Raw genomic sequence first — 16,569 nt, 5'->3', positions numbered from 1 at the left:
AACGGGTCCGAGGTGTTTTCGACCACACCCCCTGTCATCCCCCGGCGCGTCGGGGCTCTCCCTCGAACACGACAACGGCGTCGGGCCCGTGCCCCGTTAGTGTGGTTGGTCTGTCCCGCACCCACGTCCCGCGGGCAGACCGCTATGCCTGGAGGTTCCCCGCCGTGCCCTCGCCCGCCACCCTGCTCCCGTTGGCAGCGAACACCACCGACGACGCCGCCGAGAGCGTGACCAACGCCGCGAGCTTCATCGAGGAGAACTGGGCCACCTGGCTGAGCATCGGCCTGCGCATCCTGCTGATCGTCGTGATAGCGGCGCTGCTGCGTTCGGTGGTCCGCAAGGCCCTGACCAAGCTCATAAGCAGGATGAACACCAGCGCCGAGGCCGTCGAGGGCACCGCGCTGGGCGGGCTGCTGGTCAATGCCGAGCGGCGGCGCCAGCGGTCCGAGGCGATCGGTTCGGTGCTGCGGTCGGTGGCCTCGTTCCTGATCCTCGGCACGGCGGCGCTGATGGTGCTGGCCGCCCTGAAGATCGACCTGGCCCCGCTGCTGGCGAGTGCCGGTGTGGCGGGTGTCGCGATCGGTTTCGGCGCCCGCAACCTGGTGACGGACTTCCTCTCCGGCGTGTTCATGATCATGGAGGACCAGTACGGCGTCGGCGACAAGATCGACGCCGGGGTGGCCTCCGGCGAGGTGATCGAGGTCGGACTGCGCGTGACGAAGCTGCGCGGCGACAACGGTGAGATCTGGTACGTCCGCAACGGCGAGATCAAGCGGATCGGCAACCTCAGCCAGGGCTGGGCCACCGCCGGCGTGGCCGTGCAGGTCAAGCCGACGGAGAACCTCGCGCACATCCGCCGGGTGGTCCAGGGTGTCGCGGACTCGCTGGCGAAGGAGTCCCCGTGGGACGAGCGCCTGTGGGGGCCGGTGGAGGTGCTGGGCCTGGACGAGGTGCTGCTGGCCTCGATGACGGTGAAGGTGTCGGCGAAGACCATGCCGGGCCAGCAGTTCGCCGTGGAGCGCGAGCTGCGCTGGCGGATCAAGGAGGCGTTCGACGCCGCGGGCATCCGGATCATCGGCGGTCTGCCGGACTCCTCCGAGCCGGAGGAGAGCCCGGACCCGGCCGCCTCCGTCGCCCCGCCGTCGGCGCTGGCCAACCCCTCCTCCCCGCAGTCCATGGCCACCAACCCGATCCCGGCGCCGGCCTCGCCCGGCAACCCCCGGATCTCCAAGTAGCCCTTCACGCACCTCACGTACCTCACGCCCCTCACCCTCCACCCGCTGCCCCGCCGGTCACCACCGGCGGGGCAGCGGCGTCCGCACACCCGGTTCGGCACACCCCCCGCACCACCCCGGCACCGCCCCGAGACCGCCCCCGGCACCGCCATTGACACGGCTCAGACGCCAATAGGAAACTTACCTAACAGTTCACCTCGGTGAGGGAGACCCAGCCCCATGCCCGCCGCCACGCCCGGAACCCCCAGCCTGCTGCGCGCCATGAACGACCGCGCCGCCCTGGAGCTGCTGCTGACCCACGGCCCGCTCTCCCGGACCCGGATCGGGCACCTGACCGGCCTCTCCAAGCCCACCGCCTCGCAGTTGCTCGCCCGTCTGGAGGCCGCCGGGCTGGTCGTGGCCACGGGCACCGACGGCGGCCGCCCCGGGCCGAACGCCCAGCTCTACACCCTCAACGCCCGCGCGGCGCACGTCGGCGGGCTCGACGTGACCCCCGAGGGGGTGGTCGCGGCCGTCGCCGATCTGAGCGGCACCGTCGTCGGCTGCTTCGAGCTGCCCTACGCCGAGGGCGCCGAAGCCGTCGCACAGGTCACCGCGGCCCTCGACGGAGCCGTCGCGGCCGCCGGACTCCACCGCGAGGACCTGCACCGCCTCGTCATCGCCACCCCGGGCGCCTTCGACCCGCAGACCGGCCGGCTGCGCTACGCCAGCCACCTCCCCGGCTGGCACTCCCCCACCCTGCTCGACGAACTGGCCGCGGCCCTGCCCATGCCGGTCGAGTACGAGAACGACGTGAACCTCGCCGCCGTCGCCGAGCAGCGCCTCGGCGCGGCCCGCGGCCACGAGGACTTCGTCCTGCTCTGGAACGAGGAGGGCCTCGGCGCCGCCCTGGTGCTCGGCGGCCGGCTGCACCGCGGCTGGACCGGCGGCGCCGGCGAGGTCGGCTTCCTGCCCGTCCCCGGACACCCCCTGGTCCGGCAGGTCACCCGGGTCAACTCCGGCGGCTACCAGGAGCTGGCCGGCGCCCAGGTGCTGCCCCGCCTCGCCCGCGAACACGGCGTCCCGGTCCCCGACGCGCCCGGCGCGGCGACCGGGACCGGCCCCGCCGCGCCGGGACCCCAGGTGGCCGCCGCGGTGGCCCTGCTGCGGCGGGCCGCCGCCGAACCCGAGGGACCCCACCTGGACTTCCTGCGGTCCTACGCGACCGTCCTCGCCACCGGACTCGCCTCGCTGGTCGCCGTCCTCGACCCGGAGCTCGTGGTCCTGTCCGGGGCCGCGATCAGCGCGGGCGGCGACCCCCTGCGCACCCTCCTGCAGGACGAGCTCGCCGAACTCGCCCCCTCCCGGCCCCGGCTGGTCGCCGGGGAGGTGCGCGAACGGCCCGTCCTGCGCGGCGCGCTGGAGAGCGCCCTGGCCGCCACCCGTGAGGAAGTCTTCGACACCTCCCGCTGACCCCGCACCCGCCTCCCGCACCCGCCCCCGCACCCCCTCACCGGCAATCCCACCGGAAGTTCCTCCCCCAGAGAGCGAGCACCCCCATGCCCAGAACCGGACGACGCCTGACCACCGCGGCCACCGCCCTGGCCGCCCTCTGCGTACTCGCCACCTCCTGTACGGGACAGAGCACCGGCACCGCCTCCGACGACCCGAAGGCGGACGTCACCCTGAAGTTCTGGCACGGCTGGGCCGCGCCCTCCGAGGTGAAGGCGATAGAGGAGAACATCGCCCGCTTCGAGAAGGCGCACCCGAACATCAAGGTCGAGGTCACCGGCGACATGACCGACGACAAGATCAACCAGGCGCTGCGCGCGGGCGGGGACAAGGCCCCCGACGTGGTCTCCTCCTTCAGCACCGACAGCGTCGGCAAGTTCTGCAACTCCGGCGCCTTCGCCGACCTGAACCCCTTCCTCGCCAAGTCCGGCGTCGACAAGGCGAAGGTCTTCCCCAAGATCCTGCTGGAGTACACCCAGTTCAAGGGCAACCAGTGCACGCTCCCGCTGCTGCACGACGCCTACGGCCTCGTCTACAACAAGACCGCCTTCGCGGACGCGGGAATCACCGCCCCCCCGGTGACCTGGAGCCAGTTCGCCGAGGACGCCCGGAAGCTGACCAAGCCCAACGGGGACTCCTACGACCAGCTCGGCGTGATGCCCACCTTCCACGGCTACGAGACCACCCCGATGCGCCTGGCCGCGCAGTGGAGCCCCACCTACTTCGCCGCCGACGGCAGCTCCAACCTCGCGAAGGACCCGGCCTTCGCGAAGATGCTGACCGCCCAGAAGGACCTGATCGCCGAGCTCGGCGGCTACGAGAAGCTGGAGAGGTTCCGCGCCGGCTTCGGTAACGAGTGGAGCACCGAACACCCCTTCAACAAGGGTCAGGTGGCCATGCAGATCGACGGCGAATGGCGCGCCGCCATGGCCCGGGAGGCCGGGGTCGGCTTCGAGATCGGCACCGCCCCGCTGCCCGTACCGGACGACCAGGTGGGCGACTACGGCAAGGGCTACCTCTCCGGCACGATCATGGGCATCTCCTCGGCGAGCCGCAAGCAGAACGCCGCCTGGGAGCTGGTGAAGTACATGACCACCGACACCGCGGCCGTCGTCGCCTTCGCCAACTCCATCCACAACGTGCCCTCCACGCTGGCCGCGCTGGAGTCCCCGGACCTCAAAATGACCCCCGAGCTGAAGACCTTCATCGACATCGCCCGGAACTCGAAGTCGAACACCACCCCGGCCCAGCCGGACGGCGGCACCTACCAGCTGACCCTCCAGGACTTCGCGTACCGGTTCGAGAAGGGCGACGTGACCGACCTCCAGGCCGGTCTCGCCGCCACCGACCGGCAGATCGACACCGACATCGCGAAGGCGAAGTAGCCCGGTGGCCCCGTACACCCCGCGGGCCAAGCGGCGCCGGGCGGCCCTGCGGACCGCCGCGTTCATGTCGCCCTGGCTGATCGGCTTCACCGTCTTCTTCGCCTACCCGCTGCTGTCGACCGCGTACTTCTCCTTCACCCGCTACGACGGCTTCCGCCCGCCCGTCTTCAACGGCCTGGCCAACTGGAGCTACGTCTTCACCGACTATCCGCTCTTCTGGCCGGCCATGCGCAACACGCTCTGGCTGGTGGTCGTCATGGTGAGCTGCCGGGTCGTCTTCGGCCTCGGCGTCGGCCTGCTCATCACGAAGATCAAGACCGGGGCGGGGATCTTCCGCACCCTGTTCTACCTGCCCTACCTGGCCCCGCCGGTGGCCGCGACCCTCGCCTTCGTCTTCCTCCTCAACCCCGGCACCGGTCCCGTCAACACCCTGCTCGACGGCATGGGGCTGCCCACGCCCGGCTGGTTCACCGACGCCGCCTGGTCCAAGCCCGCGCTCACCGCCCTCGCGCTGTGGGGGGTCGGCGACCTGATGGTGATCTTCATGGCCGCGCTGCTCGACGTACCGAAGGAGCAGTACGAGGCAGCCGAGCTCGACGGGGCCGGCGCCTGGGCCCGCTTCCGGCACATCACCCTGCCGAACATCTCCCCGATCGTCCTGTTCGCCGTGGTCACCGGGGTCATCCAGGCCATGCAGTACTACACGCAGCCGCTGGTCGCCGGAAAGGTGGCCGCCGGGGTCATCGGCGGCTCGGGCCAGCAGTTCGAACCGGGCTACCCCGACAAGTCCACCCTGACCCTGCCCCAGCTCGTCTACAACGTCGGCTTCCAGCGTTTCGACTACGGAGCCGCCTGCGTCGTCGCCCTGGTGCTGTTCGCCCTCTCCATGGCCTTCACCGCGCTCCTGATGCGCCGCCGTGGCGGACTGATCGGAGCCGGTGACTGAGATGACCCTGACCGAGAAGGCCCCCCGCACCCGGCTGCCCGCCGAGCAGCCGGCGCCGCCGGCCCGGCCGCACACCCGCGGGGCCGTCCTGCGGTGGATCGCCGTCCACGCCCTCGGGGTGGCCGCCGCCCTGTTCTTCGTCCTCCCCTTCGTCTTCCTCTTCCTCACCTCCCTGATGGGCGACCACCAGACACTCACCCGCGACCTGTGGCCCAGCACCTGGGAGTGGGGCAACTACGCCAAGGTCTGGAACACCCCCGGGTTCCTCACCTGGTGGCGCAACACCCTCCTGTACGCGGGCCTCGGCACCCTGCTCACCGTGGTCTCCTCGCTGCCCGTCGCCTACGCCCTCGCCAAGTTCCGCTTCCGCGGCCGGCGGCTCGCGCTGATGCTCGTGATCGCCATGATGATGCTGCCGCCGCAGGTGGTCGTCATCCCCATGTACCTCTTCTGGGCCAGGCAGCTCGACCTCTCCGGCACCCTGTGGCCGCTGATCGTCCCGATGGCCTTCGGCGACGCCTTCTCCATCTTCCTGCTCCGCCAGTTCCTGCTCACCATCCCCGACGAATACCTCGACGCCGCCCGGGTCGACGGCTGCGGCGAGCTGCGCACCCTGCTGCGCGTGGTGCTGCCCATGGCCAAGCCGGGCATCGCCGCCGTCGCGCTGTTCCAGTTCTTCTACGCCTGGAACGACTACTTCGGCCCGCAGATCTACGCCTCCGACAACCCGGCCGCCTGGACCCTCAGCTACGGCCTGGAGTCCTTCAAGGGCGCGCACCAGACCAACTGGAACCTCACCATGGCGGCGACCGTGCTCGTCATGGCCCCGGTGATCGTCCTCTTCTTCTTCGCCCAGAAGGCGTTCGTCGAAGGCGTCACCCTGACCGGAGTGAAAGGCTAGGCCCGATGAAACTCGCAGTGGTGGGCGGCGGTTCCACCTACACGCCCGAACTGATCGACGGCTTCGCGCGCATGCGCGACACCCTGCCGGTCACCGAACTGGTGCTCATCGACCCCGCCACCGAACGACTGGAGCTGATCGGCGGCCTGGCCCGGCGGATCCTCGCCCGCCAGGGCCACCCGGGCGTCGTCACCACCACCCGCGACCTCGACGCCGGGGTGGCCGGGGCCGACGCGGTCCTGCTGCAACTGCGCGTCGGCGGGCAGGCCGCCCGGCTCCGGGACGAGACCTGGCCGCTGGAGTGCGGCTGCGTCGGCCAGGAGACCACCGGCGCGGGCGGCCTGGCCAAGGCCCTGCGCACCGTCCCCGTGGTGCTGGACATCGCCGAACGGGTCCGCCGGAGGGCCCCCGACGCCTGGATCATCGACTTCACCAACCCCGTCGGGATCGTCACCCGGGCCCTGCTCGGGGCCGGCCACAAGGCGGTCGGACTGTGCAACGTCGCCATCGGTCTCCAGCGGAAGTTCGCCGCGCTGCTGGACGTGGCCCCCGCCGAGGTCCACCTCGACCACGTCGGGCTCAACCACCTCACCTGGGAGACGGGGGTGCGCCTCGGCGGCCCCGACGGCACCGACGTGCTGCCCCGGCTGCTGGGCGCGCACGGCGACGCCGTCGCCGCCGACCTGCGCCTGCCGCGCGCCCTCCTGGACCGGCTCGGCGTCGTGCCCTCGTACTACCTGCGCTACTTCTACGCCCACGACGAGGTGGTCCGGGAACTCGGCGAGAAGCCCTCCCGGGCCGCCGAGGTCGCCGCGATGGAGAAGGAGCTCCTCGCCCTGTACGGGGACCCCGCGCTCGACGAGAAGCCCGCGCTGCTGGCCAAGCGGGGCGGCGCGTTCTACTCGGAGGCCGCCGTGGACCTGGCCGCGGCCCTGCTGGGCGACGGCGGCCCGTCCGTGCAGGTGGTCAACACCCGCAACGACGGCACCCTGCCCTTCCTGCCCGACGACGCCGTCATCGAGGTCCAGGCCCGCGTCGACGGCTCCGGTCCCGCGCCGCTGCCCGTGCCCCGTCTGGACCCCCTGTTCGCCGGACTGACCGCGCACGTGAGCGCGTACGAGGACCTCGCGCTCGACGCGGCGCTGCGCGGCGGACGCGAACGGGTCTTCAAGGCGCTCCTCGCGCATCCGCTGGTCGGGCAGTACGACCTCGCCGAGGGGCTGACCGACCGGCTGCTCGCACACAACAAGGAGCACCTGCCATGGGCGTGACCGGCGCGACCGGCCCCTCCACGGCCGTCCTCGCCATCGACGCGGGCAACAGCAAGACCGACGTGGCCCTGATCGGCGCCGACGGCACCGTCCTGGGCACCGGGCGCTCGGGGGGCTTCCAGCCTCCCCGGGTCGGGATCGGGGCGGCCGTGGACGTGCTCGCCCACGCCGTCGCGGAGGCCGCCGCGGCCGCCGGGCTGCGGCCCGGCGCGCCCTGCGCCGGCCTCGTCTCGGCCTGCCTGGCCAACGCCGACCTCCCGGTGGAGGAACGGCAGCTCACCGCCGCGGTCGGCGCGCGGGGCTGGGGCACGCGGACCGAGGTGCGCAACGACACCTTCGCGATCCTGCGGGCGGGACTGTCCGGCGCGGACCTGCCGCGCGGGGTCGCGGTGGTGTGCGGGGCGGGGATCAACTGCGTCGGGATGCTGCCCGACGGCCGGACCGCCCGCTTCCCCGCCCTCGGGGTGATCTCCGGCGACTGGGGCGGCGGGGGCGGCCTGGCGGAGGACGCCATGTGGTGGGCCGCGCGGGCCGAGGACGGACGCGGCGGCCCCACCGGCCTCGCGGAGGCCCTGCCCGCGCACTTCGGGCTGGCCTCGATGGCCGCGCTGATCGAGGCCCTCCACCTGGGCACGGTGGCCCGCGGGCGCATGCACGAACTGGTACCGGTCCTGTTCGCGGTGGCCGCCGGGGGCGACCCGGTGGCCTCGGCGATCGTGGAACGGCAGGCCGGCGAGGTGGTGGCGCTGGCCGTGGTGGCGCTGGAGCGGCTGGGTCTGCTGCGGGAGGACGCGCCGGTGCTGCTGGGCGGCAGCGTCCTCGCGGCCCGGCACCCGCAGCTCAACGACCGGATCGGGGAACTCCTCGCCGCCCGGGCCCCGCTGGCCCGGCTCTCGGTGGTGACGGCCCCGCCGGTCCTGGGCGCCGCCCTCCTCGGCCTGGACGCCGTGGGCGCCCCGCCGGAGGCCCACGCGAAGCTCCGTGCCCACTTCGGGTGAACCTTCGGGTGAACCCGCCTGGCGGGCGGGCGAGTCGGGAACCGAAGCGCGTGGCCCGGCGTATTGAGGGGGAAGGGGGGACGGGAAGCCGCGGGGGCGGCAGGGGGCGCACGGGGGCGTCGGATCGCCCAAGATCGGGCTCCGGGTGCTGTGGTCGGGCGCCACTACGGCCATACTGCTCCGGAGCAGAGGACCGAGGGGGAGGTCACGGTGGCCATCACGACACGCGCGGCCGCGCCCGGGAGCGCCGCCTCCGGGCTGCCCGCCGGACCAGACGCGGGGCCGCCCGCGCCGGCGGGGCCGCCGGGGCGGAGCACCGCCTGGGCGGAGGGCGTGGAGCGGCTGCGCGCCGCGGCCACGACCGAGCCGGGCCGCCTGCGGATCATCGGCGCGGTGCTGGCCGCCCTGGTCGTCCTGTTCGGCGCGGTCGCGGTGTGGGAGGTCTCCGGCCGCGTCACCGCCGCGGACGACGTGGTGGGCCGCAGCCAGCCGCTGAGCGCGGACGCGGCGAGCATCTACCGCTCCCTCGCGGACGCCGACACGGCCTCCTCCAGCGGCTTCCTGGCGGGCGCCCAGGAGCCGCGCGAAGTGCGCCTGCGCTACGAGAAGGACATCGCCAACGCCTCGCGGCTGCTGGTGAGCGCCGCCGCGAACACCGGCGCCGGCGGGGACTCCCGCAAGGAGATCGCCCTCCTCGGCGAGCAGCTGCCCCGCTACACGGGCCTGATCGAGCAGGCCCGCGCGACCAACCGGCAGGGCCTGCCGCTCGGCGGCGCCTACCTGCGCTACGCCAACGAGCAGATGAGCACGGTCCTGCTGCCCGCCGCGCAGCGCCTGTACGAGGCGGAGACCGGCCGGCTCTACACGGACTACGACGAGGCCCGCTCCTGGCCCCTGGCCTCGACCGGCGCGGGGCTGCTGGCCCTCGCCGCCCTGGTGTGGGCCCAGCGCCGCAACTACCTGCGCACCCACCGGGTCTTCAACCACGGGCTGCTCGCCGCGACGGCCGCCGCCGCCGTCGTGCTGCTGTGGCTGACGGTCGGCCAGACGCTCGCCCGGTCGGGGCTGAGCGAGGCGCGGACCGACGGCCAGGAGTCGCTGAAGGTGCTCAACGACGCGCGGATCGCCTCGCTCCAGGCGCGGGCCAACGAGAACCTGACGCTGATCGCGCGGGGCGCCGTACTGGCCGCGGACAAGAAGTCCGACAAGTACGACGTGGACTACGAGAAGAACATGAAGCAGCTCGACGAGGGGCTGGCGCGGGCCCTGCGCCTGGCCGACGACACGAGCGGCCGTGAGCCCGTCTCGCAGGCCGTGGCCGGTGTGGCGCAGTGGAAGCAGCGGCACGCGGCGGCCCGGGAATCGGACATGAAGGGCGACTACGAGCTCGCCCTTCCCCAGGTCATCGGGGACGAGCGGCACCCGGACAGCAGCGGGGCCTCGTTCGACACGGTGGACGCCTCCCTGGAACGGGCCGTGGCGCACGAGCAGAACCAGTTCACCCGGGCCGCCCGGGGCGGGCTCGGCGCACTGGGCGGGCTGATCACGGGCTCGGCGGCGCTGGCGGCCGTCGGCGCGGCCGCCGCCCTCCTCGGCATCGGTCGCAGGCTTTCGGAGTACAGGTGAGATCGATGCGGATACGGCGGACACGGACCGTGCACCGGCTGCGCGGCTGGGGCGGGGTGAGCGCGATGGCCGCCGCCTGCGCGGTGACGGCGGCGGCGGTGCTGCTGCCGCTGGCCGGGACCTCGCCGGGCACGGCGCACCGTACCGCGGTCCAGGAGCCGGCCACGATGGCGGCGGCCCCCTTCGCCCCCGCCGACACCTGCCAGGACCCGGAGGCCAGCCTGGCCCCGTCCGGTCTGGACGGTCCGACGATCGAGCGGATCCGCAAGGCGGGCAAGCTGGTGGCGGGTGTGGACCAGAACAGCTTCAAGTGGGGGTACCGCAATCCGGACGGCCACCTCGACGGCTTCGACATCGACCTGGTCAAGGCCATAGCCAAGGACATCCTGGGCAGGGAGGACGCGGTCATCTACCGGGCCATCCCCACCAGCCAGCGCATCCCGGCGCTCCAGGAGGGCCGTGTCGACATCGTCGTGCGGACCATGACGATCAACTGCAAGCGGCTGGAGGACGTGGCCTTCTCCACGGCCTACTTCGAGGCCGGGCAGCAGGTGCTGGCCCCCAAGGGTTCGCACATCACCGGCTACGACGCCTCGCTGCAGGGCCGCCGGATCTGCACCGCCGCCGGTTCCACGGCGGAGGCGGCGCTCAAGGCAAAGTCGTACGGCGCGCTGCCGGTGTCCGTGCCCAACCAGCTGGACTGCCTGGTGCGGCTGCAGCTGGGAGAGGTGGACGGCATCATCACGGACAACGCCCTGGCCGCGGGCCAGGCGGCGCAGGACCCGTCGGTGCAGCTGGTCGGCGCGCCCTTCACCCGCGAGTTCTATGGGGTGGCGATGAACAAGGACGCCTCCGACCTGGTGCGCCGGGTCAACAAGGTGCTGGAGAACTACCGCGCGGGCGGCGAGCAGAGCCCCTGGGTGACCTCCTACCGCAAGCACTTCGAGAACGTGCTGCCGAGCCCGGCCCAGCCGCCCGCGCCCAAGTACCGGAACGGCTGAGGCCGGTGTCGGAATCGAAGCCGTACGCGAGCCATCCGGGGACGGGGCGGGACGTGATGGACCGGGACGAAGTCGACCGCGCGCTGGCGCGGCTGGGCGCGGAGCACGAAGCGGTGGAGACCTCGCTGCTCGCGCTCCAGGACCACGCCGGCCGCCGGCTGCTGGAGGGCGCCGCGCTGAGCGGGGTCACCGAGGAGCGCTGGGCCGCCGCCGACGCGGCGGTCACCCGGCTGTGGACGTACTTCGACGCCTACAGCGGGGCCCTGGCCGCGGCCCGGGAGATCCGGGAGCGGCGCCGCTGGCCCACCCGGGAGGACCTGGCCGAGCTGACCGAGCGGCTGCGCGGTCCCGGAGTGGTGATCGCCGGGGCCGGAGCCGGGGGCGCCGCGCTCGCGGAGCGGTTCTCGCTGGCCGAGCTGGTGGCCCGGATGAACGAGCTGTACGCCGGCTCGCTGGACGTGGTGGTCGCCGCCGACTCGGTGTGGTCGGCGCTGCCCGCGCGGATCGACCTGCTCGGTGCCGAACTGCACCGCACGCGCGCGCTCGCGCACTCGGTGGGGGTGCGGCCGGGCGAACACCCTTCGGGGGACGACCTGGAGGAGATCACCATCGAGCTCGTGGAGCTGCGCGCGCGGGTGATCGCGGACCCGCTGGGGTTCTGGATCCCGGTGGCGGGGAGCTCCGCCCCCGGCGGCGGCCGGCCCGACACCGGCCGTTACGACCGGGCGGCCCGCGCGCTGGACGACGTACGCCGTGAGGTGGAGGCGGTGCTGACCGTGCGGCAGGACGCTGAGGCGCGGCTGATCGGCGTGCGGGACGTGCTCTCGCGGGCCGACCGGACCCTGGCGGAGGCGCGGACGGCGCGCGGCGAGGTACTGGCGAAGATCGCGGCGTCCGAGGTCCCGGCGGTCAGCGGTCCGCCGACGGCCCTGCAGGAGCAGTTGGCGGCGGCGGCCGAGTACCGGCGGCGGTCCCAGTGGCACCGGCTGTCGCCGCTGCTGGACTCCCTGGAGGACCGGGCCGACGAGGAACTCCGACGGGCCCGCGAATCGTTGACCGCGGTGACGGCCCCGCTGGCGGTGCGGGCGGAACTGCGCGGCCGGCTGGACGCGTACAAGGCGAAGGTGGCCCGGCACGGCATGGCGGAGGACCCGCTGCTGATCGAGCGGTACGACGCGGCACGGCGGATGCTGTGGAGCGCGCCGTGCGACCTGCGCGCCGCCGAGCAGGCCGTCCTGCGCTACCAGAGGGCGACGGCCGAGACACTGGTGCCCGGGCAGCCCCTGCCGGAGGACCACCGGCCCGCCGGGCCGGGGGAGGAGGACGCGTGAGCCTGATCGGAACGCCGTGCGTGCGTCCCGGCTGCCCGGGGACGTACGAGGACATGGGCGGCGGGGAAGTCTACTGCGACACCTGCGGGCTCGCGCCCGTCGGCGCGGTCGCGGCGGGCGCGGAAGAGCTGGTGTCGCCGCCGACGGGGATGACGAGCGCCGCCCGGCACGGGGATCCCCGGGGGTCGGCGGGCTCGCGCGGTTCGGGCCGCTCCTCGGCGTCGGCGCGCTCCTCGCGGTCCTCGCGCTCCTCGTCCTCGCGCCGTTCGGTGTCGGGGCGGCTCTCGCGGTCCCTGACGGGCGCCGCGTCCACCCGTTCGGTCTCGGTGCGCAGTTCGGGCTCCTCCGCCCCGTCCTCGGGGCGCGGCAGGCTGGGCGCCGGGCTGGTCACCATGCCGGAGGTGCCGCGTCCCGATCCTTCGGCGGCGGTGCTGGAGAACCCGGAGGTGCCGGAGCGCAAGCGGTTCTGCTCCCGTTCGGACTGCGGGGCGCCGGTGGGCCGCGCGCGCGGCGACCGGCCGGGCCGGACGGAGGGGTTCTGCACCAAGTGCGGGCACCCTTACTCCTTCGTGCCGAAGCTGCGTTCCGGCGACGTGGTGCACGGCCAGTACGAGGTGGCGGGCTGTCTGGCCCACGGCGGCCTGGGCTGGGTCTACCTGGCGGTGGACCGGGCGGTCTCGAACCGGTGGGTGGTCCTCAAGGGCCTGCTGGACACCGGCGACCAGGACGCGATGGAGGCGGCGATCTCCGAGCGCCGCTTCCTGGCGGAGATCGAGCACTCCAACATCGTGCGGATCTACAACTTCGTGGAGCACCTGGACCAGCGGACGGGTTCGCTCGACGGGTACATCGTCATGGAGTACGTGGGCGGCAAGTCGCTGAAGGAGATCGCGAACGAGCGGCGCCGGCCCGACGGACGGCGGGACCCGCTGCCGGTGGAACAGGCGTGCGCGTACGGGATCGAGGCGCTGGAGGCCCTCGGCCACCTGCACAGCAGGAACCTGCTGTACTGCGACTTCAAGGTCGACAACGCCATCCAGCAGCAGGACCAGCTGAAGCTGATCGACATGGGCGCGGTCCGGCGGATGGACGACGACGAGTCCGCGATCTACGGCACGGTGGGCTACCAGGCACCCGAGGTGGCGGAGCTGGGCCCCTCGGTGGCCTCGGACCTGTACACGGTGGCGCGCACCCTGGCGGTGCTGACCTTCGACTTCCAGGGCTACACGAACGTGTTCGTGGACTCGCTGCCGGACCCGGAGCACATCGAGGTCTTCGGCCGGTACGAGTCCTTCTACCGGCTGCTCGTACGGGCGACCGACCCGGATCCCGGGCGGCGGTTCGCCTCCGCGCAGGAGATGGCGGACCAGCTGACGGGTGTGCTGCGGGAGGTGGTCGCGCTCCAGACGGGGCGGCCGCGGCCGCAGCCGTCGACCCTGTTCGGGCCGGAACTGCGGGTGCCCGACACCCGGTTGTACGCCGACGCGGACGGGGCGGAGGTGTCCCGGCTGGGCGTGCGGGAGATCCCGCGCCGCGTCTGGGGGCGCCGGAGCCGGGTGGTGGCGGCGGTTCCCGGGCAGGCTCCGCTTCCGTCTCCGCTTCTGTCTCCGGGCGGGTCCGCGGGGGCCGGGGCGGCCGGCGCGGGCGCGCCGGAGCCGTCGGGGGCCGGAGCCGCACCCGCCCCGGTGGCGGCGTCCGGAGCCGGGATCGTGCCCGCGCTCGGCACCACCGCCACGCACGTGGCGGGCCCCGCGGTACCGACGCCCCGGCGCGGGAGCGCGGCGCCGGACCCGCTTCCGGTTCCGGTTCCTCTTGCTTCGGGGGCCGGGACCGGGCGGGCCGTGGCGGCCGCACCGGCGGCGGCGACCGGGCCCGCCCCGCTCGACGCGTACGACACCGCGCTGGCCCTGCCGGTGCCGCTGGTGGACCCGGCCGACCCGAACGCCGGTTTCCTGGCCGGACTCCTCGCCTCCGCCCCGGCCGACCTGCTGGGCGCGCTCGGCTCGGCCCCGGCCGACTCCGCCGAGCTGCGGCTGCGCGAGCTGCGCGCCCGGCTCGAACTGGGCGAACTGGCCGTCGCCGGAGAGGCCCTGACCGAACTGGAGGAGCGGCACCCGGACGACTGGCGGGTGGTGTGGGCCCGCGGGATCGCCTCGCTGGCCACCGGCGACGACGAGATAGCGGCCCTGTCCTTCGACGCCATCTACGACGCCTTCCCCGGCGAGCCCGCCCCGAAGCTGGCCCTCGGGCTGTGCGCGGAGGTGCTGGGCCAACTGGACAACGCCGCCGAGTACTACCGGCTGGTCTGGATCACCGATCCGGGGTTCGTCAGCGCGGCCTTCGGGCTGGCCCGGGTGCAACTGGCCGCCGGGGACCGGGAGGCGGCGGTGCTCACCCTGGAGTCCGTGCCGGAGGCCTCGATCCACTACACCGCCGCACGGGTGGCGGCCGTACGGGCACGCCTGCGCGACCGGTCCCCTCACGAGGCCCTGCTGGCCGATCTCTCGGCCGCGTCGGACCAGGTGGAGGCGCTGCGCCGGTTCGGTCTGGATCCGGAGCGGCAGGAGCGGCTGGCGACGGAGGTTCTGGGCTCGGCCCTGGACTGGGTACTGTCGGGTAGCCGGGGTGCCGACCCCGGCCGGACCTCGTTGCTCGGCAGTCAACTGGACGAGCGGGGGCTGCGCTTCGGCCTGGAGCGCTCTTACCGCGTCCTCGCCCGGCTGGCGCAGCGGGGCGAGGAGAGGATCGAACTGGTGGAGCGGGCAAACCGTTTCCGACCCCGGACGTGGGTGTGATTGATGTCGATGCATCGGCTGTCGGGCTGCCCCGGCTGCGCGGAGCCCCTCGAAGAGGGGGACCGTTTCTGCGGCGTGTGCGGATACGCCCTCTCCTCGCCGCCTCCTGACCCGGATCCGACGCCGACCCTCCCGGTCACCCCGGTGGCCGGGGCCGGGGCGGGAGCCGGGGACGCCGGGGAGTCCGGGGAGTCCGCCCTCGTGGGCGGGGCCCGCTCCCCCGCGCCGGCGGGTCCCCGGTACGCCGCCGCGGCGGACCCGGCGGGGGCCGCCCTGGTGTCGGCCCCGGCGTCGGCGGGCGGGGTCCCGGCCGGGGACACCGCCGCGCACTCCGGCTTCTCCGGGGTGCCCGCGCCCGGATGGGGCGGCACCGACGAGCACGCCCCGACCCTGGCCGGGGATGCCTCCGCACGGCCCGGCGGCGGCCCGTGGGGTTCCGCCGGCTCCGGGCACGAGACCCCGTACGGCGCGGATCCCGTCCGCCACGACCTCCCCGGCGGGACCGGAACGCCCTCCGGCGGGACGCCCTGGGGCCCGCCCGCGCCCGAGGAGCCGTACGCCGCGGCCCCGCAGGGGCCGCCCGCGTCCGAGGACCCGTACGCGGGTGCCCCTCAGGGGGACGGCGGCAAGACCTGCGTCGCCTGCCGGGCCGGGCACGTGGACACCGACGGGTACTGCGAGCACTGCGGCCACGCGCAGCCCCGCGAGCGCGACCACGTGGAGGAGGAGCTCTGCAGCGTCGCCGCGGTCAGCGACCGCGGACTGCGCCACCACCGCAACGAGGACTCCTTCGCCGTCGCGGCCACCGCGCTGCCCGACGGCTCCGCCGCCACCGTGGCCATCGTCTGCGACGGGGTGTCCTCCGCGAGCCGCCCCGACGAGGCGTCGGCGGCGGCCGCCGGCGCCGCCAACGAGTCCCTGCTCGACGCCCTCCCCCGCGGCACCCACCCGTCGGAGGCCATGCACGGGGCGATCCTGGCGGCGGCCGCCGCCGTGAACGCCCTCGCCCCGGAGACCCCCGGCGCGCAGAACGCCCCGGCCTGCACCCTGGTCGGCGCCGTCGTCAGCGGCGGGGTCCTGACCATCGGCTGGGTCGGCGACAGCCGCGCCTACTGGGTCCCGGACGACCGGGCCGCCCTGCCGCGCCGCCTCACCGAGGACGACTCCTGGGCCGCGCAGATGGTGGCGGCGGGTCTGATGGGCGAGGCCGAGGCGTACGCCGACGTCCGCGCCCACGCCATCACCGGCTGGCTCGGGGCCGACGCCTACGACCTCGACCCGCACACGGCCAGCTTCCGGCCCGACCACCCCGGTGTGGTCGTGGTCTGCACGGACGGCCTGTGGAACTACGCCGAGTCCGCGACGGACATGGCCCAGATCCTCCCCCCGGACGCCGCGGCCCGCCCCCTGCACAGCGCGCAGGTGCTGGTCGGGCACGCCCTCGACGGGGGCGGGCACGACAACATCACCGTCGCCTTGGTGCCCTTCGCCGCGGAACCGGAAGCAGTACAGGAAGCCGAAGCGGAAGCGGAACCGGAAGCGCCGGCGCGAACGGAGACGGAACCGCGCAGCGAGGCCTGATCCGCCCT

At 73.9% G+C, this 16,569-nt stretch carries 12 protein-coding genes; all 12 read left to right on the top strand.

Features of this window, described 5'->3' with window-relative positions:
- Window positions 1–164: 164 nt before the first annotated feature.
- The 12 genes from OG295_RS22540 to OG295_RS22485 all read left to right on the top strand — a co-directional run bounded on the left by OG295_RS22540 (window position 165) and on the right by OG295_RS22485 (window position 16,561).
- Window positions 165–1,235: a mechanosensitive ion channel family protein gene (locus OG295_RS22540; RefSeq protein WP_371678503.1), complete on the top strand. Its 1,071-nt coding sequence runs from the start codon at window positions 165–167 to the stop codon at window positions 1,233–1,235.
- Window positions 1,236–1,454: 219 nt separating this feature from the next.
- Window positions 1,455–2,687, top strand: coding sequence for an ROK family transcriptional regulator (locus OG295_RS22535; protein WP_371678502.1), 1,233 nt, complete (start codon window positions 1,455–1,457; stop codon window positions 2,685–2,687).
- An 86-nt stretch (window positions 2,688–2,773) separates the two neighbouring features.
- Window positions 2,774–4,111, top strand: coding sequence for an ABC transporter substrate-binding protein (locus OG295_RS22530; RefSeq protein ID WP_371678500.1), 1,338 nt, complete (start codon window positions 2,774–2,776; stop codon window positions 4,109–4,111).
- A gap of 64 nt (window positions 4,112–4,175) precedes the next feature.
- Window positions 4,176–5,057 (top strand): carbohydrate ABC transporter permease, encoded by an 882-nt coding sequence (locus OG295_RS22525; protein WP_371681269.1) that lies wholly within the window; start codon window positions 4,176–4,178, stop codon window positions 5,055–5,057.
- Between the two features lies 1 nt (window position 5,058).
- Window positions 5,059–5,958, top strand: coding sequence for a carbohydrate ABC transporter permease (locus OG295_RS22520; protein ID WP_371681268.1), 900 nt, complete (start codon window positions 5,059–5,061; stop codon window positions 5,956–5,958).
- 5 nt (window positions 5,959–5,963) lie between these two features.
- Window positions 5,964–7,229 carry a 6-phospho-beta-glucosidase gene (locus OG295_RS22515; RefSeq protein WP_371678499.1) on the top strand — a complete coding sequence of 422 codons (1,266 nt, stop codon included), beginning with the start codon at window positions 5,964–5,966 and terminating at the stop codon, window positions 7,227–7,229.
- Window positions 7,220–8,227, top strand: a complete 1,008-nt coding sequence (locus OG295_RS22510) for an N-acetylglucosamine kinase (protein WP_371678498.1) — start codon at window positions 7,220–7,222, stop codon at window positions 8,225–8,227. Before OG295_RS22515 ends, OG295_RS22510 begins: the two co-directional genes overlap by 10 nt.
- A 210-nt stretch (window positions 8,228–8,437) precedes the next feature.
- Window positions 8,438–9,853 carry a hypothetical protein gene (locus OG295_RS22505; protein ID WP_371678497.1) on the top strand — a complete coding sequence of 472 codons (1,416 nt, stop codon included), beginning with the start codon at window positions 8,438–8,440 and terminating at the stop codon, window positions 9,851–9,853.
- A gap of 5 nt (window positions 9,854–9,858) precedes the next feature.
- Window positions 9,859–10,854 (top strand): glutamate ABC transporter substrate-binding protein, encoded by a 996-nt coding sequence (locus tag OG295_RS22500; RefSeq protein WP_371678496.1) that lies wholly within the window; start codon window positions 9,859–9,861, stop codon window positions 10,852–10,854.
- A gap of 56 nt (window positions 10,855–10,910) precedes the next feature.
- Window positions 10,911–12,185 carry a hypothetical protein gene (locus OG295_RS22495; RefSeq protein ID WP_371678495.1) on the top strand — a complete coding sequence of 425 codons (1,275 nt, stop codon included), beginning with the start codon at window positions 10,911–10,913 and terminating at the stop codon, window positions 12,183–12,185.
- A 5-nt stretch (window positions 12,186–12,190) separates the two neighbouring features.
- Window positions 12,191–14,980, top strand: coding sequence for a tetratricopeptide repeat protein (locus OG295_RS22490; RefSeq protein WP_371681267.1), 2,790 nt, complete (start codon window positions 12,191–12,193; stop codon window positions 14,978–14,980).
- A gap of 3 nt (window positions 14,981–14,983) precedes the next feature.
- The gene (locus OG295_RS22485; protein WP_371678494.1) at window positions 14,984–16,561 is read left to right on the top strand and encodes a protein phosphatase 2C domain-containing protein; all 1,578 of its coding nucleotides are present in this window, start codon (window positions 14,984–14,986) and stop codon (window positions 16,559–16,561) included.
- Window positions 16,562–16,569: the final 8 nt, after the last annotated feature.

Source organism: Streptomyces sp. NBC_01276 (assembly GCF_041435355.1).
GTDB lineage: Bacteria > Actinomycetota > Actinomycetes > Streptomycetales > Streptomycetaceae > Streptomyces.
The sequence above is the reverse complement of the archived record's forward strand: the minus strand, read 5'-3'. Positions and strand labels throughout refer to the sequence as shown.

Coding starts and splice junctions, on each gene's coding strand:
- OG295_RS22535 (WP_371678502.1), top strand. CDS start 1,455: ATGCCCGCCGCCACGCCCGGAACCCCCAGCCTGCTGCGCGCCATGAAC.
- OG295_RS22520 (WP_371681268.1), top strand. CDS start 5,059: ATGACCCTGACCGAGAAGGCCCCCCGCACCCGGCTGCCCGCCGAGCAG.
- OG295_RS22500 (WP_371678496.1), top strand. CDS start 9,859: ATGCGGATACGGCGGACACGGACCGTGCACCGGCTGCGCGGCTGGGGC.
- OG295_RS22485 (WP_371678494.1), top strand. CDS start 14,984: ATGTCGATGCATCGGCTGTCGGGCTGCCCCGGCTGCGCGGAGCCCCTC.
- OG295_RS22530 (WP_371678500.1), top strand. CDS start 2,774: ATGCCCAGAACCGGACGACGCCTGACCACCGCGGCCACCGCCCTGGCC.
- OG295_RS22525 (WP_371681269.1), top strand. CDS start 4,176: ATGTCGCCCTGGCTGATCGGCTTCACCGTCTTCTTCGCCTACCCGCTG.
- OG295_RS22510 (WP_371678498.1), top strand. CDS start 7,220: ATGGGCGTGACCGGCGCGACCGGCCCCTCCACGGCCGTCCTCGCCATC.
- OG295_RS22515 (WP_371678499.1), top strand. CDS start 5,964: ATGAAACTCGCAGTGGTGGGCGGCGGTTCCACCTACACGCCCGAACTG.
- OG295_RS22495 (WP_371678495.1), top strand. CDS start 10,911: ATGGACCGGGACGAAGTCGACCGCGCGCTGGCGCGGCTGGGCGCGGAG.